This is a genomic window from Xanthobacter sp. DMC47, from assembly GCF_056313845.1.
The window spans coordinates 1,131,753-1,154,155 of the sequence record NZ_JBQUZM010000001.1 but is presented as its reverse complement, the minus strand read 5'-3'; the positions used below and the strand labels follow the sequence as shown (position 1 = coordinate 1,154,155).

Below are 22,403 nucleotides of genomic sequence, written 5' to 3'. Positions count from 1 at the left end.
GCTGCGCGTCGGATCGCTCACCCGTTGCCGGGCTGCACCAGTGCCGGGGGATCGCTGGCCGGGAAGGTTTCTTCCAGCGCTTCGTCGAGCTTCCTTGAAGCCCGCTTCTTTTCGCTAGCGCTTTCTTCCCGCGCGCCCGCCGCCGGATCGCCCTCGGGCTTCGGCGCACGGGTGAGGGAGGGCGGGTCGCTGGCGGGGAAGGAGTCTTCCAGCGCCTCGTCCAGTTCGTCGGAGAGTTGCTCCTTTTGCTGTCGAGCCTCGTCTCTGGGCTCGCCGTCGGCTTTCGGCGCGCGGGTCACGGCCGGCGGATCGCTGGCGGGGAAGGAATCCTCCAGCGCCTCGTCAAGCCGTTCGTCGAGCGGTGCGGTGCGGGGGGCGTTGGTGGAGGCAGTGGGCTTCATGGCATCGGTCTCCTCTGCGCAATCAACGAGCGGCCGGGCCGGCCCGTTCCCCTACCGTCAGTCCCCCTTAAGCCCGTGGCTCCTTCTCACGCATCGAGCGGCGCTTCCTGCCGCACCAGTCGGGCGGTGACACGCGCGAGCCCGGCGGCGATCTCCCGCCGCACGCCCGGCCGCGTGTCCAGGCCCGCTTCGAGCCGCCGCGCGAGGGCCTCCATGAGGAAGACGTCGAGCAGCGGCCGCCCCCTGCCGCCATCGGGCGCGCCTTCCATGTAGGCGGCGAGCACGGCGCGCTCGGCGCGGGCGCGGAACGCCGAAAGCAGATCGGCCCTCAGTTCCGGAGCATCGCGGGCGACGCCGGCCTCTCCTGCGGAAACGCGCGCGAGGGTCTGTTCCAGCGACGCGAGCAGTTCGGCCACGTCGCGCCATGCGCTCTCCCGCCCGCCCTGCGCGCCGGTGATGACCGCATCGCTGCCCGACACCAGCAGGTGGTCGAGATCGAAGCGGCCGTGGATACGGATCACCGGGAGCGAGGTGCCGCCTTGGGCTTCGGCGATGCGTGCCTGCATCATCGCACGGAGCCCTTCGCCATCGATGCCGGCGAGCGCATCCGCCCTCCCGCGCAGGGCGTCCATGGCCTGGTGGAGCCAGCCTTCGATCTCATCCGGGCCGGCAACCCCCGGCGCGAAGGCCGGATCGCCGGACGGGGCCGACAGGGCGACATGGAGTTCGGCAAGATGCCGGGCGCTGCTCCGCAGCAGTCGGAGTACGCCGGCGACCTCTTCCTCGAAATGCGGGTGGCCGCCGTCCGGCAGCGCGGCGGCATCGAGGGCACGCTGCACCTGCGCCATGGTCCAGCCGGCGGCATTGCCCTGGTTGCGCACGAACCCATAGGCGAGTGCCACCTGAGCCGATCCGCCTTCCGGCCGGGTGCGGGTAACGGCGCCGATCAGCGGCGGCACGTGCGGGAAGTCGAGGGCGGTGAGGTGGCGCGCCATCTCCATCTCGCCGGTGCGATCGAACTCCATGTGGCGGAAGAGCTTGACCGCCACCCTGTCGGTGACGACGAGGCTCGCGGCCGGCTCATCCGCGTCGGCGAGTTCGCACAACGCCCCGCGTTCCACGTCGAGCCCGGCGAGCCTGTCGGTGGGTGAGAAGACGAGCGCCCCGCCATCGGGCAGGGGCACCGGCTGGGCCTGCCGCAGCGCGCGCAGCACGCCGGCGGGCAGCCCGTCGAGCACCATGGCGTCGGTGAGGAAACCCACGCGCCGGCCCTGCCGCACGCGGGTGAGGGCCAGTTGCTCGGCAATGGCGGGGGGATGCTGGTCCTCCCACGCCACGCAGAAGGACATGAGGAAGCGCTCGGTGCGCCCGGCGAGATCGGCCTCGATCTCCGCCATGGCCACCTCCCGCTCGGTGCCCGGCAGGCGCATGACCCAGCCGATGCGCACCGCGCCGATGTCTTTGGCCGTGCCGGGAAACCAGCGCCGCCGCGCCAGATATTGCGGCAGCGCCTCGGTCTCGATCGCCGTACGGTGGGCGTCGGAGAGGGCGCCCATCAGCCCGTCCCGCACCACGAGGGTCGCGAACTCCGGCAGCATCTCCGGCGCCGGATCGCGCCATGAGGGTTCCGCCGCCGTGGTGGAGAGGCGGAAGGCGTAGAAGCCGTAGGGGGGCAGGGTGAGCACGAGTGGCGCACGGTCCAGCGCCGGCAGGCTGGTGCCGCTGACGAGGTCCACTGGCACGCGCCGCTCGAACTCGGCGAGGTCCAGCTCCACGCCCTGCAAGGTGTGGGCGAGGTTGGCGACGCACAGCACCGCCTCGTCCTCATATTCGCGCAGATAGGCGAGGATGCGCCGGTTGCGCGGGAATACCATGCGGAAGGTGCCGCGCCCGAAGGCCAGATGCTCCTTGCGCACGGCGAGGAACCGCCGCGTCCAGTTCAGCATGGAATGGGCATCGCGCGACTGCGCTTCTACATTCACCGCCGGGAAGCCGTAGAGCGGGTCCTGGATCACCGGCAGCACCAGCTTCTCAGGATCGGCCTTGGAGAAGCCGCCGTTGCGGTCCGGCGACCATTGCATGGGCGTGCGCACGCCGTCGCGGTCGCCGAGATGGATGTTGTCGCCCATGCCGATCTCGTCACCGTAATAGATGACGGGCGTTCCCGGCAGGGTCAGCAGCAGCGAGTTCATCAGCTCGACGCGCCGGCGGTCACGCTCCAGCAGGGGGGCGAGGCGGCGGCGGATGCCTAGGTTGATGCGGGCGCGGCGGTCGGAGGCGTAGATGCTCCACAGATAGTCCCGCTCGGCGTCGGTGACGGTCTCCAGCGTCAGCTCGTCGTGGTTGCGCAGGAAGATGGCCCACTGGCAGGTCGGCGGGATGGCTGGCGTCTGGCGCAGGATGTCGGTGACCGGGAAGCGGTCCTCCTTGGCGATGGCCATGTACATGCGCGGCATCAGCGGGAAGTGGAACGCCATGTGGCATTCGTCGGCGTTCGGGCCGAAATATTGCTGGGTGTCCTCCGGCCAGAGATTGGCCTCGGCGAGCAGCATTCGGCCGGTGTAGTGCGCATCGAGATGGGTGCGGATTTTCTTTAGGATGGCGTGGGTTTCGGGCAGGTTGGCGCAGTCGGTGCCCTCGCGCTCCACCAGATAGGGGACGGCATCGAGCCTGAGCCCATCCACGCCCATGTCCAGCCAGAAGCGCATGACGGAGAGGACGCGCTCCAGGACTTCCGGATTGTCGAAATTGAGGTCCGGCTGGTGGGCGTAGAAGCGGTGCCAATAGAACTGCCCGGCCACCTCGTCCCAGCTCCAGTTGGACTTCTCCACGTCGCAGAACACGATGGGCACGCCCGGATAGCCCTTGTCGTCATCGGCCCAGACGTAGAGGTTGCGCTCGGGGCTGTCCTTTGGCGCGCGCCGCGCGGCCTGGAACCACGGATGCTGGTCGGACGTGTGGTTGATCACCAGCTCGGTGATGACGCGTAGCCCGCGGGCATGGGCCTCGGCAATGAAGCGCCGCGCCTCGTCCATGGTGCCGTAATCCGGCGACACGCCCTCGTAGAGCGCGATATCGTAGCCGTCGTCTCGGCGCGGCGAAGGATAGAAGGGCAGGAGCCAGACGGCGGTGGCGCCGAGTTCGGCGATATAGTCGAGCTTGGAGATCAGCCCGCGGAAGTCGCCGATGCCGTCGTCATTGGCGTCGAAGAACGACTTCACATGCAGCTGGTAGATGATGGCGTCCTTGTACCACAGAGGGTTGTCGCCGGCGGTGACGGGCTCAGGCATGGCCGAGGCTCCCGGTTCCGGAGGACTTTGCGCCGCGCGCGGCGGCGGGGGCGGACGAGATCGGGGCGGGGCGGAAAGGCACGGTGCTCCCTTGGACCGTCGTGGAGGGGCGGGCGGCCCGGCCGATACGTCGCCGCTTCGGCGGACGCGCCGGGCGAGCGGCCACGCTTGCCTAACGCGGCTGGAGCGTGGCGGTTCCGGTCTGTCAGGGAGAGTTCAGGGGAGAATTGGGGCAGCCGGACGGCATGCGGGGGAATGCCGTCCGGCCGGCGCGTCAGTTTGCCGTGGCAATATCGGCGCAGGTTCATTTGCTGCGAAGGGGGCGCGCCCGGCATCCCGAAAATGAAGGATGGCATCTGAAATTATTTTATCGGCGCGCTGGAACCATACGCGCCGATTCACGTTTCACCGGTCGTGGGGGCTCAGAGGAGCCTGCCGCCGTTCCGGTCATGCGTCGCGCGTTTGCCGCTCTCCCCAATATGCGGGAGGCGCGGAACGCCGTTGGCCGGCAGAACCTGACGCGAAGCCCCAGCTGCCCCACAGCCGACACGGAGGACCGCCCATGTTCGATGCCGCCCGCCACCCGCTCAAGATTTGCGTCGATGGCTCCTGCATCGTCCTGCGCTCGCTGGACGACGCCATCGGCTTCGTGCGCTCCCATCCCGTGGGAGAACATGCCGAGATGCTGCTGGACCAGATGGAGGCCGCCCGCCTGCCCGAGCTTCAGCGCCGGGCCTGGGTGGCGTTCGAGACCTTCGCCGACGCCATGCGTCTTTCGCCCGACGCCCAGCGCCGGATGATGTGATCGCGGAGGTCTCTCTCGCGGCTGCACGTCCTGCGGCCGCGAGTGCCCGTGTCTCCGCAGCTCAGAACCGCTCCGGCACGCGGTGGCGGGCATAGTCCGCCTCCACGTAGTCTGGATCCTTCTGGCGCTTGGGCAGCTTGACCTTCTCGCGCGGCACGTCCTCGTAGGGGATGCGCGAGAGGAGGTGGGAGATGATGTTGAGGCGCGCGCGCTTCTTGTCGTCGGAGAAGGCCACGAACCACGGCGCCCACATGGTGTCGGACGCCTCGAACATGTCATCGCGGGCGCGGGAATAATCGTACCAGCGCGCGTAGGATTCCAGATCCATCGGCGAGAGCTTCCAGATCTTGCGCGGGTCGTCGATCCGGCTCTCCATCCGCCGAGTCTGCTCCTCCGGCGACACCTCGAGCCAGTATTTCAGCAGGATCACGCCGGACTCGACGATGGTCTGTTCCACGTAGGGCACGCTTTCCAGGAACTTCTTGGCCTGCTCCTCCGTGCAGAAGCCCATCACCCGGTCGACGCCCGCCCGATTGTACCAGGAGCGGTCGAAGATGATGATCTCGCCGCCCGCCGGCAGGTGCGTGACGTAGCGCTGGATGAACAACTGCGATTTCTCGCGATCCGTGGGCGGCGGCAGCGCCACCACGCGGAAGATGCGCGGGCTTACCCGCTCCAGGATGGCCTTGATGACCCCGCCCTTTCCGGCGCCGTCGCGGCCCTCGAAGACGATGCAGATCTTGGCGCCGGTATGCTTCACCCAGAGCTGAAGCTTCACCAGCTCGGCATGCAAGTGCTTCAGCTCCGCCTCGTATTCCTTGCGCGAGAGCGGGGCGGGAGGGCCGCCGCCGTCCGCAGCTGAGGGGACGGCGGGGATTGTCTTTATCTTGTGCTTTTTCTTGTGCGCCATGGTGGCGTCCTCCCGTGAAACCGCGCCGTCGGGACCGGCGGGTCAGGCCCAGCTCAGGAAGAAGCCCACGTCGCCCGGCATGCCGTTCGGCCAGTCGACGATCATCGCCTTGAGCTTGTAGTGGCCCTGCCGGAGGTAGTCGCGCCACAGCTCGTAGGCCTGACGCGGGCGGCCGGTGAGCGTGTCGGGCCAGCCCTCCTCCGCATTGTTGATGGCGCGACCCTTGTCGGTGCACAGCACGTTGGGGAAGCGCATGACCATGATCTCGGTCTGGCCGCTCTGGGCTGCAACGCGCATCTGCGTCTGCAGGCTCTCGGCGATCTCGTGCAGCGTCTCGGGCGTGAGATCGAGCGGCTGGGACAGTGTCTTGATGAGCTCCTCGCGAGCCTTGTCGGCCCGGTCCATGGCGGAGAACTCCTTGGACAGCTTGGCCTTCTCGATCTCCTGCATGTACGAGCGCAGGTCATCCGCGCTCATGAAGCTCTCATCTCCCAGCGTGGTATTATGCTGCGCTGCCTGGGGCATGGTCGTCTCCGTTTGGAAATGCGGTCCGGCCGCAGTTTGGCCATGAGCTAAGCGGCGTCGTTGTCCGATATCAACTCTTTCGGGACACGCTCGCGTTCACACCCCGGCGAACGGGCGGCATGGCGCGCCGGGCAAACAAAAAGGCCGGCGCCGGAGAGCTGGCGCCGGCCTCTCGTCTCGACCCGGAGGTCGATACCGGAGGATGCGAGAAAAGGCTGCGACTCAGAGGGTCGAGAAGACGGAAGCCGGGATGCGGAAGAAGCCGCGGCCGTTGGCAAAGGTCCGATAGTAGGACGAGGCATTCGCATAAAGGTGGTCGAACCACGCCTTGCCGGTGCGGCCCTCGGGCAGGCGGTCGATGGTGAAGATATCGGCGTTGGGCGCGAAGCGGACGTGGATCAGCACGTCGTCGGTGGCGGAAGCTTCGACGGCCGCCGCGATGGGCTGGGCAAGGGCGTTCATCACATGGTCTCCTCTGGAAGGGATCAAGAAAATCTGTGCAGGTACCTTCCCGAAGGTCTGTCCTGAAACGCCGGACATGCCCCGCTGCCGCTGCCGGAGGACCCGCCGGGCTGCCTGTCGCAGCCCGGCCGGACCCCGGAAAGCCCCCGCAATTCCGAAACGCTAAGCGGGGGTCGGCGCCCATTCCTTGATCGCGATCAAATTTTGGGCGCTGGTACTGAAAGACCGAATGCCGCAGCCGTTTTCAGGCCGTCCGGGCGCGGCTGACGACGGTGCGAATTGCAAAGGAAGACTGGATCCGCGCCACCCCGGGCAGCCGCGAGAGCACTTCCTTGTGCAGGCGCTCGTAATCGCCCGCGTTCTTCACCTCGATCTTCAGCAGATAGTCGGCGAGGCCCGTCATCAGGTGGCAGTCTGTGATCTCCGGGCAGCGGCAAACCGCCGTTTCGAAGCGGTTCAGGAATTCCTCGGTTTGGCGGTCGAGGGTGATCTGGGTGAAAACCACCAACCGATCCTCCGGCGCGCCTTCGTGGATGATGGCCACATAGCCGCGGATCACGCCGCTGCGTTCCAGCAGGCGCACCCGCCGGAGGCAGGCCGAGGGCGACAGGCCCACTTTTGCGGCCAGGTCTGCATTGGAGACGCGGCCGTCGCTGCGGAGAATGCGGACGATGTGGGAGTCGAACTCGTCAAGCGGGGTCATTGGCAGATCCTGCGGCGCTTTCGCAGAAGCTATCAATTATTCGGCCATGAAGGGCACGAAATTTGCTCCTTCGGCGGCAACTGCGCCGTCATTCGGCGTAGGATCATCACCAATGAAGCCGGGCCGTGCCAGCGAAGCCTCGGGCCCGGGGTGGGGTGCAGGCCATGCGCATTCTGATTCTCGGCAGCGGCGTCGTCGGAACGACCTCCGCTTACTATCTCTCCAAGGCCGGCCACGAGGTGGTCGTGCTCGACCGCCAGCCGGCGGCCGGCATGGAGACCTCCTTCGCCAATGCGGGGCAGGTCTCGCCGGGCTATTCGTCGCCCTGGGCCGGGCCTGGCATTCCCGTGAAGGCCATCAAGTGGCTGCTCATGCACCATCGCCCGCTGGTGGTGTGGCCGAGCCTTGATCCCAAGCTGCATTTCTGGCTGGCCCGCATGCTGGCCAACTGCACCGAGGCCGCCTACCGCCGCAACAAGGCGCGCATGGTGCGTCTCGCCGAATTCAGCCGGGATGCGCTGGACGACCTGCGCAAGGAAACCGGCATCACCTATGACGAGCGGACCCTCGGCACGCTCCAGCTGTTTCGCACCCAGAAGCAGCTCGACCACGTGCACACGGACACCGAGGTGCTCGATGCCCACGGTGTCGCCTACGATCTGCTCGACCCCTCCGGCTGCATCCGGGCGGAGCCGGCGCTGGCGCGCGTGCGCGGCAAGTTCGTGGGCGGGCTTCGGCTGCCGGGGGACGAGACGGGCGACGCCCACCTCTTCACCCAGCGCCTCGCCGAAATCTGCGCGCGTCAGGGCGTCGTGTTCCGCCATGGCGTCACCGTCGACGCGCTGCGGCAGGAGGGCGGGCGCATCACGGGTGTCGCGCTCGCCGGGGGAGAGGTGCTGACAGCAGATGCCTATGTGGCCGCCATGGGCAGCTACACGCCGGCCTTGCTCGCGCCGCTGGGCATTCGCCTGCCGGTCTATCCCGTGAAGGGCTATTCCCTGACCCTCCCCATCGTGGACGCGGACGCGGCGCCGCGCTCGACCGTGATGGACGAGACCTACAAGGTGGCCATCACCCGCCTCGGCGATCGCATCCGCGTTGGCGGGACGGCGGAACTCGCCGGCTTCAACCTCATGCTGCGCGAGCCGCGCCGGGCGACGCTCGCCTATTCGGTGGGCGATCTCTTCCCGGCCGGCGGCGACATCGAGAAGGCGACCTTCTGGACCGGCCTGCGGCCCATGACGCCGGACGGCACGCCCATCGTCGGCGCCACGCGCTTCGCCAATCTCTACACCAACACCGGCCACGGCACGCTGGGCTGGACCATGGCCTGCGGCTCGGGCCGCGTGCTCGCCGACATCATCGGCGGCCGCGCGCCGGAGATCGACACGTCCGACCTCTCAGTCGCCCGCTACGCCGAGGCCGCCTGAGGCCGGCAGAGACCTTGCGCCGCCGCCGCGCCTGCGCCAAACCAGCGCGCGGAGGCGGGCATGCGTTTCATTCACACGTCTGACTGGCAATTGGGCAAGCCCTTCGGCCGCGTGCCGGAAGAGGCGCGCACGGTTCTGAAGGAGGCGCGGCTCGACGCCATCGACGGCCTAGCAGTGGCGGCGCGGACCCATGGGGCGCCGCTGGTGCTGGTGGCGGGCGACGTGTTCGACAGCCCGGAGCCGGGGGATCGGGTCTATCGGCAGGCGCTCAACCGCATGAAGGCGCAGGCCGACGTGCGTTTCCTGCTGCTGCCGGGGAACCATGATCCGCTGCGCGACGATGGCCTGTGGGGCCGGCTTGCCGCCGACACGCCGGCCAATGTGACGGCGCTCACCGAGGCGCGGCCCCTCCACCTCGGCGACGGCTCGGGCGAGGCGGCCGTGCTGCTGCCAGCCCCGCTCTCCCACAAGCGCAGCGTCGCCGATCCGACCCACTGGTTCGATCAGGCGGAGACGCCCCCGGGTGCCTTGCGCATCGGCCTCGCCCACGGCTCGGTGCAGACCTTCGGCGGCGATGCCGATCCCAACCTCGTCGCCGTCGACCGCGTCCGCCGCGCCGGCCTTGCCTATCTGGCGCTGGGCGACTGGCACGGCCGCATCCGGATCGACGAGCGCACCTATTACAGCGGAACGCCCGAGCCGGACGATTTCGGCCGCGAGGTGACGGGCGTCGCGCTGCTGGTGGATGTCTCCGGAAGCGCCCCGCCGCAGGTGACGGACCTGCCCATCGGTCGCCACCGCTGGCTGGAGGAGGGCTGGTCCCTCTCCGGCGCGGATGATCTCGACGCCCGCATCTCTGGCCTCGCACCCGGCGTCGCGCGGCAGGATCTGGTCTGCCGGCTCAAGCTCTCCGGTCTCGTCACGCTGGCCGAGCGCGTGGCGGTGCGGCGCCGGCTGGAGGACGAACTGGCCCACGAAATGCGCTGGCTGGACGTCATCGCCGACGATCTCGTGACCCGGCCCACCGACACCGACCTTTCCGAGATCGACACCCAGGGCGAGCTGCACACCGCCGCCGTGCGCCTTCGGGCGATGATGGGCGAGGGCGGCGCCGAGGGGCGCCTCGCCGCCCAGGCGCTGGAGCGCCTCTACGTCGAGCAGATGCGCGCGCAGCGGGCGGGGGAAGGGTGATGCGGGTCCGGCGCCTCAGGATCGAGAATTTCCGCAAGTTCCGCGCCCCCGTGGTGGTGGACGGATTCACCGACGGGCTGAACCTCGTCTGCGAGCCCAACGAAACCGGCAAGTCCACGGTGCTGGACGCCCTGCGCGCCGCCCTGTTCGAGCGGCACAGCGCCAAAAGTGACCGCATCCGCTCCTTCCGCCCGCAGGGCGACGAGGTGGCGCCGAGCGTGGAACTCGCTTTCGACGTGAACGGTGAGGAATGGCGCCTCACGAAGCGCTTCCTGCTTTCCCCGTCCGTGACGCTGGAGGGGCCGGAGGGGCGGTTTGCCTCCGATGCGGCGGAGGAGAAGCTGCAGGGCCTCCTCGGCTTCGCCCGCGCTGGAAACCGAGGCGCTGATGACGACAGCCGTGGTGCGCTTGGCCTGCTCTGGGTGGAGCAGGGCCAGTCCTTCCTCCTCGGCAGCCCCGGCGAGACTGCCCGCCGTACGCTGGAGGAGGCTCTGGCCGGCGAGATCGGCGCCGTCACCGGCGGCCGCCGGGCCAAGGCGGTGGTGGCGCAGGTGGAGAAGGCGCTTGCTGATTTCTACACCGCCACCGGCCGCGCGACCGGCAAGCTCAAGCAGGCGGAGGCCGCCGAGGCCCTGGCCCGCGCCGCCGCCACCGAGCGCGCGCGGGAGCTGGAGCAGTTCGAGGGGGTGCTGGCGCAGCTGGAATCCAAGCGCAACGAGCGCCGCCGCCTCGTGCGCGACATCGAGGATCCGCAGACCGACGCCGATCTGAAGACGCTCGAGGAAGACATCGTCCGCGCCCGCGCCGCCGGGCAGGCGCTGGAGATCGCCACCCTCGCCGTGCGCGAGCAATCCGCCCGCCGCAGCGCGCTGGAGACGCGACGGGCGGGGCGTGAGAAGCTCTCGGTGGAGCTTCAGGCCGCCGAAACGAAAGTGGCGACGGCCGCCGAAGCCGTGAGCGCCCATGCGGAGGTGATCGGCCGCGCCCGCTCGGCGGAGAAGGCCGCTGCCCTCGCGCTGGATGCCGCCCGAACCGCCCTGCGTGAAGCCGAGACGCGGCGCGACCACTCCGTCGCAGAGCGGGCCGCCGCAGAGCGCCGCCATGCGCTGGCATCCGCCTTCGCCCGGCTCGACCGCGCCGAGGCGCATGCAGCGGACATCCGCGCGCGGGAGACCCGCATCGCCGAGGAGCGCATGGATTCCGCGGCCGTGGACCGGCTGCGTCAGCTGGAAGATGCCGAGAGCGCAGCCCGTGCTCAGGCGGAGGCCGGCGCCGCGACCCTGACCGTGACCCTGGAGCCCGGCGCGCCGCAAATTCTCCTGGATGGTGCGCCGCTCGCAGAGGGTGCCATTCGCCTCAGCCGGCCGCGCACCCTTTCCATTCCCGGCGTCGGCACCCTCGCTTTCGCCCCGCCGCCCTCGGGCGAGCCCGCGCTGGCGCGGCTGCGGGCAGCTCGGCGTGATCTCGCCGATTTCCTCGCAGGCGTGGGCCACGATACGCCACAGGCCGCCCGTGCGGCGGGCCGGGCGCGGGCCATCGACGAGGCCGAGCTTCTGGGCCTCAAGACGCGCCTCAAGGCCGAATGCCCGGCCGATACCGCCCTCGGCATTCCCGCCGGCCTCGATCCCCTGCGCGGCGCGCTCGCGGGCGTGGAGCGTCCGGCACCGGAAGCCAAGGATGCGGGGGTCGCCGTCGCCGACGTGGAGGCGCCCTATCGCGCCGCCCGTGGCGCCGAGGCCGAGGCCGCCGCCCGCCGTGAAGCCGCATTGGAGAGCCTGAAGGCGAGCGAACTGAAGGACGTGGCCTTCGCCGCGGCGCTGGAGCGGGCCGAGGCGGAGCGGGCCCGGCTCGCTGCCGACCTTGCGGCCGAACGCGCGGCGCTGGCCGACGCCGATCTTGAAGCAGCTCTCGCGGACGCCCGCGCCGCCGAGGCCCGGGCTCTGGTGGATTGCGACACTGCCCGGCGCGCCGCCGAGGGACTGGACGCGGACAGCTTCATCCGCCGCCGGGATACCCTCCGCAAGAAGCGCGACACGCTGCAATCCCAGCTGCCGGAGCTGGCCGGGGCGGTGGCGCGGCTGGAGGAGCAGGCGCGCACGCTGGGCGGGGAAGGACCGGCGAGCCGCAAGGCCGCCGCCGACGAGGAGGCCGAGGCCGCCGCCGCTGCGCTCGCCCGCCTCAGGAGCGAGGCGGACACGCTGGCGCTGCTGCTCAAGGTGCTGAAGGAAGCGCAGCAGGATGCGGCGCGACGCTATCTCGCCCCCGTCACCCGGCGCATCGAGCCTTATGTGCGACGGCTCCTGCCCGCCGCCAGCCTCTCCTTCGGCGAAGATCTCAAACCCCAGCTTCTGACCCGCGCCGGCCGCGAAGAGGCGGCGGAGATGCTGAGCAAGGGCACACAGGAGCAGATCGCCATCCTCACCCGCCTCGCCTTCGCCGACCTGCTCATCGACAAGGGCCAACCCGCCTCGCTGGTGCTGGACGACGCATTGGTGTTCGCCGACGACGACCGTTTCGACACCATGATGGAAATCCTCTCCGAGGCCTCCGGCCGCATGCAGGTGCTGGTGCTGAGCTGCCGCGCCTCGGCGTACCGGGCCATGGCGGCGACGCGGCTCTCCATCCGCCCGGCGTGACGCTCCCCCGTCCGTCGCGGCCGATGTAGGATGCGCATCGGGAAGGGCTGGGCGATGGGCGAGAACCTCAGGGCAGGCGAGGGGCGCGGCGCGGTGTTGCCGGGTACCGTGCGAGAGCATCGGTGAGCCGGGCCGGCACGCACGTGCGTCCTTGGCTGGCGCAGGAGCTTCATCTCGGCGCCATCGCGCGGGCGCTGGTGGTGATCGGGCCGCTGGTGGTGGCCTATCTGCTCACCCGCGAGCCCGCGCTGGTCAATCTGTGCCTGCTCACCGTCTCGCTGCTGATCCCGGCGCTGAAGCTGCGGCTCAGCCCGGCGGCGGTGATCGTGCAGTATCTCGTCATCGTCGCCACCTTCACGGTGCTGTTCCTGGCGGCGCCGATCCCCCCGCTATTCGTGGCTTTGGCGGCGGTGACCGGCTTCATGGCGGCAGCTGTGACGCGCTTCGGCACGCTGCTGCGGACGCTGGGCAATTGGGTGTTCATTCCCGCCGTCTATCTGGCGCTCGACATCCGTGAGGGGGCACTGGGCGAAGCGGCGCTGTGGCAGGCGGGCGTGCTGCTGGGGCTCTCGCCGGTGGGGCTCGCCCTCGTCTGCGCGGTGCAGGCGCTGGACGGTCGGCGGCGGACGCTCGATCGCTCGGAGATCTTCGGCCCGCCCTCCGGCGACTGGCTGGTGCCGGCAGTGGCGACGGCGGCCGCCGTGTTCGCGGCGGCGGTGCTGGTGGAGATGTTCGACATCCGCGAGGGCCAGTGGCTGATCTGGTCGGCGGCGAGCGTGGTGGTGGGCGATCTTTCCGCCTCCACCGGCAAGCTGAAGCTGCGCGCCATGGGGGCGCTGGTGGGTGCGCCGCTGGGGCTGCTCATCGGATGGACCTTGCCGGTGAGCGAGGTGGGCTATTCCTTCTGCGTGCTCGGCGCCATGCTCACGCTGATCGCCTTCTCGCGCTACGTGATCGGCTTCGGGGCGCGCTGCTTCTTCATCGCCCTCGCCGCGGCGTTCGCGGGGACGGGCAGCGGCATCGCCGCCGAGCGGGTTGAGAATGTGCTCATCGGCGGCGCCTTCGGCCTTGTAGCCGTGGCCCTCGCCGAAATCGCGCGGCCGCCGCGCCGCTCGCGTCCGGAGCGGCCGGCGGCGCCTTGAGAGCGCTCAGGCGACCACGTCGACGGGATCGAGCACGAAGGGGGTGCGCTCGGCGAGGTCGTTGATGTGCGCGAAATAGGTCTCGAAGTGCGACGTCTCGCGGTGGGCGGTGACGGCAGCCGCGTCCACATAGAGCTCATCGATGACGAAGCGCGTGGGCTCGGACTGGTCGCGCCAGAAATCCCAGCGCAGGTTGCCCGGCTCGGCGCGGGTGGCACGCGCCATGCCCGTGAGCAGGTCCTGTAGCGCCTCGGCCTTGCCGGGGCGGGCGGCGAGGAGGACCACGATCTTGACCGGTGCGCTCATCCTGGGGGTTCCTTCAGGGGGAAGAGGCCGGCAATGGGCCTTCTTCCCGCCTGAAGGTCAAGGGGCGGGGCTGTCCTACTCGGCCGCTTCGTCGAGGTGCGGCACCGGGGCGAGGCGCACCGGGGCGGCGGGCTTTTCGCGCTTGCGCGTGAGCCAGCGCTGCAGCCGGACCATGTAGAGGTAGACCACCGGCGTGGTGTAGAGCGTGAGCACCTGGCTCACCATGAGCCCGCCCACGATGGCGAAGCCCAGCGGGCGGCGCAGCTCCGAGCCGGTGCCGGACCCCAGCATCAGCGGCAGGGCGCCGAGAAGGGCCGCCATGGTGGTCATCATGATGGGCCGGAAGCGGATGAGGCACGCCTCGTAGATGGATTCCTCCGGCGTCTTGCCCTCGCGCTCCCGCACCAATGCGAAGTCGATCATCATGATCGCGTTCTTCTTCACGATGCCGATGAGCAGAAGGATGCCGATGAGGGCGATGACGGAGAGATCGTAGCCCGCCACATAGAGCACCAGCAGCGCCCCGACGCCCGCCGATGGCAGGCTGGAGAGGATGGTGAGCGGGTGGATGAAGCTCTCATAGAGCACGCCGAGGATGATGTAGACGGCGACGATGGCCGCGAGGATCAGGTAGGGCTGCGTCCTGAGCGAGTTCTGGAACGCCTGCGCGGTGCCCTGGAAGGTGCCGACCAGCGTCTGTGGCATGCCTGCGTCCTGCTCCGCCTGCTTGATGGCGTCCACCGCCTGCCCGAGCGCGACCCCCGGGGCCAGGTTGAATGAGAGTGTCACCGCCGGGAACTGGCCCTGATGGGAGATGGAGAGATAGGCGGTCTTGGAATTGTCGACCTTCACGAAGGCGGAGAGGGGGATCTCCTCGCCGGTGCGCGGGGAGCGCACATAGACCTTGTCCAGCGCGCCGGGGTCGGTCTGGAGCTTGGGATCGACCTCCAGAATGACGTGGTATTGCGAGAGCTGGGTGAAGTATTGCGCCACCTGCCGCTGGCCGAAAGCATCGTACAGCGTGTCGTCGATCACTTGCGGCAGGATGCCGAAGCGCGCCGCGGTGTCGCGGTCGATGGTGAGGGAGACGGTCGGCGCGTTGGTCTGCTGGTCGGTGGCGACGTCGGTCAACTCCGGCAGGGCCTTGAGCTTGGCCAGCATGCGCGGGCCCCAGGCGTTCAGCTCGTCGAGGTTGGCGTCCTGCAGGGTGTATTGATACTGGGTGCGGGAGGGCCGGCCGCCCACGTTGATGTCCTGCGAGGCCTGCAGGAACAAAGCGATGCCCTCCACCTTGGCGAGCTGGGGCCGCAGACGGTGGATCACCTCGTCGGCGGTCGCGTTGCGCTCGCTTCTTGGCTTCAGGGTGATCCAGACACGGCCGGTGTTGATGGTCTGCGAGCCGCCGGTGGCGCCCACCGAGCCGGAAACGTGCTCGATGGCGGGATCGCGCGCGACGATGTCGAGCAGCGCCATCTGCTTCTGTGTCATCGCCGAGAAGGAGATGTCCTGCGCCGCCTCTGAGAAGCCCTGGATGAAGCCGGTGTCCTGCTGGGGGAAGAAGCCCTTGGGGATGGCCACGTAGAGCCAGCCAGTGGCGGCGACGGTGGCAAGAAGGCTCATGAGGGTGAGGAACTGGTGGTTGAGCACCCATTTGAGGCCGGTGTCGTAGACCTTGAGCATGCCGTCGAAGAAGGCTTCCGCCGCCATGTAGGCGCGCCCGTGCTTCACCCCGTGCTCGTTCTTGAGGAAGAGGGAGCACATCATGGGCGTCAGCGTCAGCGACACCACCACGGATACGAGAATGGTGATGGTGACGGTGACGGCGAACTCGCGCAGCAGCCGCCCGACGATGCCGCCCATGAGCAGCACCGGAATGAACACCGCCACCAGCGACAGGCTGATGGAGATGATGGTGAAGCCGATCTCCCCCGCGCCCTTCAGCGCCGCCTCGAACGGGGGCATGCCCTCCTCGATGTAGCGATAGATGTTCTCCAGCATCACGATGGCGTCGTCGACCACGAAGCCGACCGCGATGGTGAGGGCCATGAGGGAGAGATTGTCGAGGCTGTAGCCCACCACATACATCACCGCGAAGGTGCCGATGAGCGCCATGGGCACGGTGACGCTCGGGATGATGGTGGCCCAGAGGCTCCGCAGGAAGGCGAAGATCACTGCCACCACCAGCGCGATGGTGATGAGCATGGTCAGCTGCACATCATCCACCGAGGCGCGGATGGTCTCTGTGCGGTCGCCGATGATCTTCACGGTGATGCCGGGCGGCAGTGAGGCTTCCAGCCGGGGGATGGCCGCCTTCACCCGGTCCACGGCGTCGATCACGTTGGCGCCGGGCTGCTTGAAGACGATGAGCTGGATGCCGCGCTTGCCATCCTGCCAGGAGGCGAGGCGGGCATTCTCCGGCCCGTCCACCGCGCGGCCGATGTCCCGGATGCGCACCGGCGCGCCGTTCTTGTAGGCGACCACCACCTCGTTCCAGGGCAAAGCAGAGAGCAACTGGTCGTCGGCATAGATGGTGAAGCCCTGCGCGGGCCCGTCGAAGCTGCCCTTGGGCTGGTCCACGGTCGCGGCGGCGAGCACCGCGCGCACGTCTTCGAGACTCATGCCCAGCGCCGCGATCTTGGCGGGGTCCACCTGCACCCGCACCGCCGGCTTCTGCTCGCCGGTGATGGCCACCTGCGCGATGCCGGGAATCTGGCTCATCTGCTGGGCGAGGATGGTGTCGGCCGCGTCGTCGAGCTTGGTGAGGGGGTGGAGGTCCGACTGGACGGACAGGATGAGGATCGGCGCATCCGCCGGATTGACCTTTCGGAAGGTCGGCGGGCTCGGCAGGTTCTTCGGCAACTGGCCGGACGCGGCGTTGATGGCGGACTGCACGTCCTGCGCGGCCGCATCGATGCTGCGGCCGAGATCGAACTGGATGGTGATGGAGGCGACGCCCAGCGCGCTGGTGGAGGTCATCTGCGTTACGCCGGCAATCTGGCTGAACTGCCGTTCCAGCGGCGTCGCGACGGACGAGGCCATGGTCTCGGGGCTGGCGCCCGGCAGGCTGGCGGAGACCTGGATGGTGGGGAAGTCCACCTGCGGCAGCGGCGCCACCGGCAGCAGCGGATAGGCGACGAGGCCGACCAGCAGCAGCGCCGCCATCAGCAGCGTGGTGGCGATGGGCCGCCGGATGAAGGGTGCGGAGACGCTCATGCGGGGGCTCCCACCGACACGCTCTTCGCGGGCGGGGCGCCCGGAGCCGGCCGCACAGTCACGCGGGCGCCGGGGATGAGCTTGTACTGGCCGTCGATCACCACCTGGTCGCCCGCCGCCAGCCCCGCGGCGATGGAGGCGGTGCCGGCGCTGATCCCGCTGGTGGTGACGGCGCGCTTCTCCACCGTGTCGTCCGGCTTCACCACATAGACATAGAAGCCGTCCGGTCCGCGCTGGATGGCCTGGGCGGGGATGGTGACGACGTCGTGGTGGGTGTCGAGCAGCACCTTCACGTTCACGAAGGCTCCGGGCCAGAGCTTGAGGTCGTCGTTCGGGAAGGTGGCCTTGATGCGCAGCGTGCCGGTGTCGGAGCTGATCTGGTTGTCGATCAGCACCACGGTGCCTTCGCCCACCTTCGTCACGCCGTCGCGGCGGAAGGCGAGGGCGGTGACGGGCCCGCGCGCCAGCGCTGCCTGCATGTCGTCCAGCCGGTCCTGCGGCAGGGTGAAAACCACGGCTACCGGCTTCAGCTGGGTTATGACCACCAGCCCGCCCGCGTCGTTGGCGTGGACGATGTTGCCCTCGTCCACCAGCCGCACGCCGGTGCGGCCGGAGATGGGGGCGCGAACGGTGGTGTAGTCGAGCTGGATCTGGGCGTTGTCGATGGCGGCCTGATCGCCCTCGATCTGCGCCTGATACTGGGCAACCAGCGCGCTCTGGGTATCGAGCTGCTGCTGGGAGGCGGCCTGCTTGGGCACCAGCACCTTGTAACGCTCCTGATCCGCCTTGGCGTTGGCCAGCAGTGCCTCGTCCTTGGCCCGCGCTGCCTTGGCCTGGGCGAGGGCGGCGGCGAAGGGGCGCTGGTCGATCTGGGCGAGGATGTCGCCCGCCTTCACGTCCTGGCCTTCCTTGAATGCCACCTTGGTCAGCTCGCCGTCGACCCGCACCTTCACCGTGATGGTGTTGGAGGCCTGAACGGTGCCAATGCCTTCGCCGTAGACGGGCACGTCCTCCATCTTCACCGCTGTCGCGACGACCGGAATGGGTGGGGGCGGCGCCTTGGGCTTGGGGGGCTGCGCGGCGGCGCCGATCAGGCCCTGCTGCCAGGCGACCGCGCCGGCGACGACAACGAGCGAGGAGATGACCCAGGGGAAGACACGCATCAGGCCGTCCTGCGGCAATAGACGATGCCCCTTCAACACGGGCATCGCCGAAACCCTGCGCGCGCTGCAGCAAAGCTCACGTCTCTGTGATGAGCAGGCCCGCAGCGCAGGGTTTGCCGGTGCGGGGTGTTGAATACGCAACGTCAGGGCAACAGCGCGCCGGCCGCAGGGCGGCGGTTACGGATCAACCGGCGTCGCAGGACTTGAAGGGAGTTCGCATCATGGTGCCATGTTGCGGGCGGAACGGGCCGGGACACAGGCGGGCAGTTGGACGCGCATGCGCGAGCCGAGCGACGAGGATCTCATGTCGGCCATCGCCGCCGGTGATGAAGCCGCGTTCCGCGCGCTCTGCCAGCGCTATGCGGTGCGGGCCGTCGCCTTTGCCCGGCGCTTCGTGGGCAACGGCAGCGATGCGGAGGACATTGCCCAGGAGGCTTTGCTCAGGGTCTGGCGCGCGGCGCCCCGCTGGCGGCCGGACGCCGCCTTCGGTACCTGGTTCTACCGCATCGTCATCAACCTGTGCCTCAATGCCCGCCGCCGCCTGCCGTTCCTCGGCCTCGATTCCGCCGGCGAGCGGGCCGATCCCGCGCCGGATGCGCTTGCCGGCCTCGAGCGGCAGGAGGAGGATCGGGCCGTGCTGGCTGCAGTGGCCGCGTTGCCCGAGCGCCAGCGCGTCGCCGTTCTGCTTACTTATTGGGAGGGGTTCTCCAATGCGCACGCAGCGGAGATTCTCGGCACTTCGGTTTCCGGCGTGGAGACGCTGCTCGTCCGCGCCCGGCGCAGCCTTCGGGTGAGCCTCGGTGCCTTGCAAAATGAAGGACAGGGCGATGACACGTGAGGATTTCGAGCGTTTCCTGATCCGCCACGGCACGGATGTCGCGCTGTGGCCGCAGGCCCCCCGCATCGCCGCCGAGGCGCTGCTTGAAAAGGATGCGGCGGCGAGGACGCTGCTCGCGGAGGAGATCGCGCTGGAGCGGCGCCTTAGTGGTGCGGCGCGCCTCACGACCGAGGCGGATACGAGGCCGGCGCACCGTGTGACGCGCGCGCTTTCCAATGCGCCGCTGCCGCGCCAGTCGCGTCGCCACCCGGTGCTGTGGCTGCCGGACTGGCTCATCGCCCTTGATCTGAGGCCGGCGTGGCCGAGCATCGCGGCGCTCGCCGGCATGGCCCTGCTTGGCTTCATGGTGGGATCGAGCGACACGCTGGTCGGCATCGGCTCCGGCGCGCGGGCGGGCGCGACGACCGACGTCAGCGCGGTGGTGTTCGAGCCGGGACCGATCGGCGAGGGCGTGCTGTGAGCGCCGGGTCGAGCCCCAACCTGAGCTCCATGTCCGGCTTCTCGGGCCTCGCCTCCGCGCCGCGGCGCCTGCTGATCGCCTCCCTCGCGCTCAACCTCTTCTTCGTGGGCGTTGCTCTGGCGTTGGCGATGCGCGGGCCGCACAAGGCCGCCGTCTTCGTGCCGCCGGCCAGTGTGGAGGACCGCAGCCCGCGCGTACGCATCGACCGGCTCGCGGCGACCCTGCCCATGACCGACGCCCGCCTGCTGCTTACCCGCTTCGGTGCTGTAAACAGCAGGCTGGTTGATGCCGAAGCGGCTTCGCGCGCGGCGCAGGAGCGCGCCCGCGCCGCTTTCGTCGCCATGCCTTTCGATCCGGAGGCGGCGCGTGCGGCGCTCTCCGGCCTGCGGGATGCCCGCCGCGAGGTCTGGTCCATCGTCCACGGGGTCATCATCGATGCGGCCGTCCAGATGTCGCCCGAAGGGCGCGCCCGCATCGCCGCCTGGGTGCCTCCGGTGCAGCCGGACGAGGCGGCGCGGTAGGTTCGGGCAAGAGCCATGGCAAGCGCCGGAGGCTAACCCAAAATATTGAGTTGGCTATGTTTTCGGTCGGCTCGGGCGTTTGGAGGCGTCGCGACCAATCGCCTCTTGGCGCTTGCCCTGCTACAGATTAGACCAACTCTAATCTGTAGCTCTTTAAGCGCCGCCGCAGCTTGCTGCGCACCGGTCCGTCGCTCCTCCCGGCAGGTCTCGCCATGAAGCCTCTGCACCGCGAAAACCATCTGATCGAGCGCATCGGCTGGCTGCGCGCCGCCGTCCTCGGCGCCAATGACGGCATCATATCGACCGCAAGCCTCATGGTGGGCGTTGCTGCGGCCTCGACGAATTCGTCGGAAATCCTCGTCGCGGGCGTCGCAAGCCTCGTCGCTGGTGCCATGTCCATGGCGGCGGGCGAGTACGTCTCGGTGAGTTCGCAGGCCGATACCGAGAATGCCGACCTCCAGAAGGAGCGGCGGGAACTCGCGGAAGACCCCGAGAGCGAGCTGAACGAGCTGACCCAGATCTATGTGCGGCGGGGCGTCGAGCTGGCGCTGGCGCGTCAGGTGGCCGAGCAGATGACGGCGAAGGATGCCTTCACCGCCCATGCGCGCGATGAGCTGGGGCTGGCCGAGCACGTGGTCGCCCGCCCCATCCAGGCCGCCTCCACGTCGGCCGTAACGTTCGCGCTGGGGGCGGCGATCCCGCTCATCATCTCGCTTCTGGCACCCACGGCCCTGATTGCGCCGATCGTCTCCGGCGGCTCGCTGGTCTGCCTCGCGGTGCTCGGCGCCCTGGGCGCGCGGGCGGGCGGCGCGGATATCTGGAAGCCGACCATCCGCGTGACCTTCTGGGGCGCCATTGCCATGGCGGCGACGGCGGCCATCGGCACGCTGGTCGGCCACGCGGTCTGACGGCAAGCACATCACGCAGAAACCGCTGCCGGGCCTTTGCGCCCGCCAGCGGTCTGAACCTGTGTCGCCTCAGGGTGCAGGCTACGGGGAGAGTTCCTCCAGCACCCGGCCCTTCGTCTCGATGGCGAAGAACATGGTGACCAGCGCCCCGACGACGAGGATGCCGGCGAAGGCCGCAAACACGTACTGGATGCCTGCGGCGCCCATGATGGTGCCCACCACGATGGGACCTGCCGAGGAGCCGAGCCGCAGCCAGGCGCTGCCGAGGCCGGTGCCGATGGCCCGAAGGCGCGTCGGGTACAGCTCCGCCGAATAGAGGTAGAGCGAGAAGGTGATGGTCTGCACGATCGCATAGGCGAGGCCGGCGAGGACCAGAACCTCGGTTGGCGACGTCGCCCCCATCCACGCCAGCGCCAGCAGCGGGATCGGCGCCGCGAGGAAGGCGAAGGTGTACCAGCGCTTGCGGCCCACCTTGTCGATCAGCAGCGCGCAGGCCACCGAAGCCACCACGCCGGCCACCGAGGTCAGCAGGCCGTAGAGCAGCGCCGTCTCCAGCGGCAGGTTGAAGGTCTGCCGGTAGAGGGTAGGCAGCCAGGCGATCATGCCGTTGGCCACGAGGTAGGAGCAGAACCACATGGACCAGATGGTCAGCGTGCGCCGGCGATAGATGCCGGAGAACAATTCGCGCACGCCCGAGCGCTCCACCGGCTTGATGGCCACGGGCTGCGGCTGGGCCAGCACATGGCCCTGGGCGATGGCGCTGCGCTCCAGCCCCGACACGATCCTGTCGGCCTCGGCATAGCGGCCCTTGGCGGCCAGCCAGCGCGGCGATTCCTTCATGAAGAAGCGCAGCGGGATCAGGATGGCGGCGGGCACGAGCCCGACGATGAACATGGCCTGCCAGCCATAGACCGGCACCAGCGCACGGGCGATGAGGCCGGCGCCCACGAGGCCGAACAGGAACATCACCTCATAGAGCAGGAAGAAGCGGCCGCGCCCCTTCGAGCCGATGTATTCGTTGATATAGGCGCTCGCCACGGGCACCTCGCCGCCGGTGCCGATGCCCTGGATGAAGCGGAACGCCATCATGGAGGCCGCGCCCCAGGCGAACAGGCAGGCGATGTCCATGCTGACGAACAAGAGGATGGTGAACAGCAGCACGGAGAGGCGGCCGATGCGCTCGGCGAGCCAGCCGAAGAACACCGCGCCGATGAGCTGCCCGAGGTAGCCCATGGAGAGGATCAGGCCCGTCTGCTCGGGCTTGAGACCCCACTCGCGCACCAGCACCGGCATGGCATAGGCAATGGCGATGACGGTGTAGCCATCGAAGAAGGTGGCGGCACCAATGATGTTACGGGTCCAGAACACGCGTCGGGTGATCGGGAGCCGTTCAAGGCGGGCGCTGATGTCGGCTTGCCGCTCGGCATCGCTCCGCAAATCGGATGTTCCGCCGGCAGCCAGGTGCGGCGGCGTCTGCATGAGCATTGGGGTTTCCTCCA

General features: G+C 69.0%; 19 protein-coding genes. 9 read left to right on the top strand and 10 right to left on the bottom strand.

What is annotated here, in order from left to right; translation table 11 throughout:
* Positions 1-17: 17 nt before the first annotated feature.
* Both ACT54R_RS05360 and treS read right to left on the bottom strand, forming a co-directional pair.
* Entirely contained in the window at positions 18-401 is a 384-nt protein-coding gene (locus ACT54R_RS05360) for a hypothetical protein (RefSeq protein ID WP_476324312.1), read from the bottom strand.
* 86 nt (positions 402-487) lie between these two features.
* The gene (treS, locus tag ACT54R_RS05355) at positions 488-3,691 is read right to left on the bottom strand and encodes a maltose alpha-D-glucosyltransferase (protein WP_476324310.1); all 3,204 of its coding nucleotides are present in this window, start codon (positions 3,689-3,691) and stop codon (positions 488-490) included.
* A 562-nt stretch (positions 3,692-4,253) separates the two neighbouring features.
* Between treS and ACT54R_RS05350 the strand changes: the two genes are divergently transcribed.
* Complete coding sequence (locus ACT54R_RS05350) at positions 4,254-4,496, top strand: hypothetical protein (protein ID WP_168459603.1); 243 nt, start codon at positions 4,254-4,256, stop codon at positions 4,494-4,496.
* Positions 4,497-4,557: 61 nt separating this feature from the next.
* Here ACT54R_RS05350 and ppk2 read toward each other — a convergent pair whose 3' ends face one another.
* The 4 genes from ppk2 to ACT54R_RS05330 all read right to left on the bottom strand — a co-directional run bounded on the left by ppk2 (position 4,558) and on the right by ACT54R_RS05330 (position 7,096).
* Positions 4,558-5,406, bottom strand: coding sequence for a polyphosphate kinase 2 (gene ppk2, locus ACT54R_RS05345; protein ID WP_476324308.1), 849 nt, complete (start codon positions 5,404-5,406; stop codon positions 4,558-4,560).
* A gap of 42 nt (positions 5,407-5,448) precedes the next feature.
* On the bottom strand, positions 5,449-5,931 hold the full coding sequence (locus ACT54R_RS05340; protein WP_476324306.1) for a hypothetical protein: 483 nt from the start codon (positions 5,929-5,931) through the stop codon (positions 5,449-5,451).
* A gap of 222 nt (positions 5,932-6,153) precedes the next feature.
* Entirely contained in the window at positions 6,154-6,393 is a 240-nt protein-coding gene (locus ACT54R_RS05335; protein ID WP_168459606.1) for a hypothetical protein, read from the bottom strand.
* Positions 6,394-6,637: 244 nt separating this feature from the next.
* On the bottom strand, positions 6,638-7,096 hold the full coding sequence (locus ACT54R_RS05330; RefSeq protein WP_476324303.1) for an Lrp/AsnC family transcriptional regulator: 459 nt from the start codon (positions 7,094-7,096) through the stop codon (positions 6,638-6,640).
* Positions 7,097-7,260: 164 nt separating this feature from the next.
* Between ACT54R_RS05330 and ACT54R_RS05325 the strand changes: the two genes are divergently transcribed.
* The 4 genes from ACT54R_RS05325 (at position 7,261) to ACT54R_RS05310 (ending at position 13,495) form a co-directional block, all read left to right on the top strand.
* Positions 7,261-8,526 carry a D-amino acid dehydrogenase gene (locus ACT54R_RS05325; protein WP_168459608.1) on the top strand — a complete coding sequence of 422 codons (1,266 nt, stop codon included), beginning with the start codon at positions 7,261-7,263 and terminating at the stop codon, positions 8,524-8,526.
* Positions 8,527-8,586: 60 nt separating this feature from the next.
* Positions 8,587-9,717 carry a metallophosphoesterase family protein gene (locus ACT54R_RS05320; protein ID WP_476324301.1) on the top strand — a complete coding sequence of 377 codons (1,131 nt, stop codon included), beginning with the start codon at positions 8,587-8,589 and terminating at the stop codon, positions 9,715-9,717.
* Positions 9,717-12,353 carry an AAA family ATPase gene (locus tag ACT54R_RS05315; protein WP_476324299.1) on the top strand — a complete coding sequence of 879 codons (2,637 nt, stop codon included), beginning with the start codon at positions 9,717-9,719 and terminating at the stop codon, positions 12,351-12,353. The genes ACT54R_RS05320 and ACT54R_RS05315 overlap by 1 nt, the downstream gene beginning before the upstream one ends.
* A 122-nt stretch (positions 12,354-12,475) precedes the next feature.
* Complete coding sequence (locus ACT54R_RS05310) at positions 12,476-13,495, top strand: FUSC family protein (RefSeq protein ID WP_476324297.1); 1,020 nt, start codon at positions 12,476-12,478, stop codon at positions 13,493-13,495.
* 6 nt (positions 13,496-13,501) lie between these two features.
* Here the strand turns inward: ACT54R_RS05310 and ACT54R_RS05305 are convergent, their stop codons facing one another.
* The 3 genes from ACT54R_RS05305 to ACT54R_RS05295 form a co-directional block, all read right to left on the bottom strand.
* Positions 13,502-13,801: a putative quinol monooxygenase gene (locus ACT54R_RS05305; protein ID WP_476324295.1), complete on the bottom strand. Its 300-nt coding sequence runs from the start codon at positions 13,799-13,801 to the stop codon at positions 13,502-13,504.
* A gap of 75 nt (positions 13,802-13,876) precedes the next feature.
* Positions 13,877-17,014, bottom strand: coding sequence for a multidrug efflux RND transporter permease subunit (locus ACT54R_RS05300; RefSeq protein WP_476324293.1), 3,138 nt, complete (start codon positions 17,012-17,014; stop codon positions 13,877-13,879).
* Positions 17,011-18,177 (bottom strand): efflux RND transporter periplasmic adaptor subunit, encoded by a 1,167-nt coding sequence (locus tag ACT54R_RS05295; RefSeq protein WP_476324291.1) that lies wholly within the window; start codon positions 18,175-18,177, stop codon positions 17,011-17,013. Before ACT54R_RS05295 ends, ACT54R_RS05300 begins: the two co-directional genes overlap by 4 nt.
* A 277-nt stretch (positions 18,178-18,454) precedes the next feature.
* Here ACT54R_RS05295 and ACT54R_RS05290 point away from each other — a divergent pair, with 277 nt between their 5' ends.
* From ACT54R_RS05290 to ACT54R_RS05275, 4 genes are all read left to right on the top strand, one after another.
* Entirely contained in the window at positions 18,455-19,015 is a 561-nt protein-coding gene (locus tag ACT54R_RS05290) for a sigma-70 family RNA polymerase sigma factor (protein WP_476324289.1), read from the top strand.
* On the top strand, positions 19,005-19,475 hold the full coding sequence (locus tag ACT54R_RS05285; RefSeq protein WP_476324287.1) for a hypothetical protein: 471 nt from the start codon (positions 19,005-19,007) through the stop codon (positions 19,473-19,475). Before ACT54R_RS05290 ends, ACT54R_RS05285 begins: the two co-directional genes overlap by 11 nt.
* Positions 19,472-19,996 (top strand): periplasmic heavy metal sensor, encoded by a 525-nt coding sequence (locus ACT54R_RS05280; RefSeq protein ID WP_476324285.1) that lies wholly within the window; start codon positions 19,472-19,474, stop codon positions 19,994-19,996. Before ACT54R_RS05285 ends, ACT54R_RS05280 begins: the two co-directional genes overlap by 4 nt.
* 212 nt (positions 19,997-20,208) lie before the next feature.
* Positions 20,209-20,904, top strand: coding sequence for a VIT1/CCC1 transporter family protein (locus ACT54R_RS05275; protein WP_476324283.1), 696 nt, complete (start codon positions 20,209-20,211; stop codon positions 20,902-20,904).
* 81 nt (positions 20,905-20,985) lie between these two features.
* On the opposite strand, the gene ACT54R_RS05270 is transcribed toward ACT54R_RS05275, so the two are convergent.
* Positions 20,986-22,383, bottom strand: coding sequence for an MFS transporter (locus tag ACT54R_RS05270; protein ID WP_476326395.1), 1,398 nt, complete (start codon positions 22,381-22,383; stop codon positions 20,986-20,988).
* Positions 22,384-22,403: the final 20 nt, after the last annotated feature.

Bases quoted from the DNA above. Each gene is read 5' to 3' on its own strand.
- ACT54R_RS05360 (WP_476324312.1), bottom strand. From the start codon at position 401: ATGAAGCCCACTGCCTCCACCAACGCCCCCCGCACCGCACCGCTCGAC.
- treS (WP_476324310.1), bottom strand. From the start codon at position 3,691: ATGCCTGAGCCCGTCACCGCCGGCGACAACCCTCTGTGGTACAAGGAC.
- ACT54R_RS05350 (WP_168459603.1), top strand. From the start codon at position 4,254: ATGTTCGATGCCGCCCGCCACCCGCTCAAGATTTGCGTCGATGGCTCC.
- ppk2 (WP_476324308.1), bottom strand. From the start codon at position 5,406: ATGGCGCACAAGAAAAAGCACAAGATAAAGACAATCCCCGCCGTCCCC.
- ACT54R_RS05340 (WP_476324306.1), bottom strand. From the start codon at position 5,931: ATGCCCCAGGCAGCGCAGCATAATACCACGCTGGGAGATGAGAGCTTC.
- ACT54R_RS05335 (WP_168459606.1), bottom strand. From the start codon at position 6,393: ATGAACGCCCTTGCCCAGCCCATCGCGGCGGCCGTCGAAGCTTCCGCC.
- ACT54R_RS05330 (WP_476324303.1), bottom strand. From the start codon at position 7,096: ATGACCCCGCTTGACGAGTTCGACTCCCACATCGTCCGCATTCTCCGC.
- ACT54R_RS05325 (WP_168459608.1), top strand. From the start codon at position 7,261: ATGCGCATTCTGATTCTCGGCAGCGGCGTCGTCGGAACGACCTCCGCT.
- ACT54R_RS05320 (WP_476324301.1), top strand. From the start codon at position 8,587: ATGCGTTTCATTCACACGTCTGACTGGCAATTGGGCAAGCCCTTCGGC.
- ACT54R_RS05315 (WP_476324299.1), top strand. From the start codon at position 9,717: ATGCGGGTCCGGCGCCTCAGGATCGAGAATTTCCGCAAGTTCCGCGCC.
- ACT54R_RS05305 (WP_476324295.1), bottom strand. From the start codon at position 13,801: ATGAGCGCACCGGTCAAGATCGTGGTCCTCCTCGCCGCCCGCCCCGGC.
- ACT54R_RS05300 (WP_476324293.1), bottom strand. From the start codon at position 17,014: ATGAGCGTCTCCGCACCCTTCATCCGGCGGCCCATCGCCACCACGCTG.
- ACT54R_RS05295 (WP_476324291.1), bottom strand. From the start codon at position 18,177: ATGCGTGTCTTCCCCTGGGTCATCTCCTCGCTCGTTGTCGTCGCCGGC.
- ACT54R_RS05290 (WP_476324289.1), top strand. From the start codon at position 18,455: ATGCGCGAGCCGAGCGACGAGGATCTCATGTCGGCCATCGCCGCCGGT.
- ACT54R_RS05285 (WP_476324287.1), top strand. From the start codon at position 19,005: ATGACACGTGAGGATTTCGAGCGTTTCCTGATCCGCCACGGCACGGAT.
- ACT54R_RS05275 (WP_476324283.1), top strand. From the start codon at position 20,209: ATGAAGCCTCTGCACCGCGAAAACCATCTGATCGAGCGCATCGGCTGG.
- ACT54R_RS05270 (WP_476326395.1), bottom strand. From the start codon at position 22,383: ATGCAGACGCCGCCGCACCTGGCTGCCGGCGGAACATCCGATTTGCGG.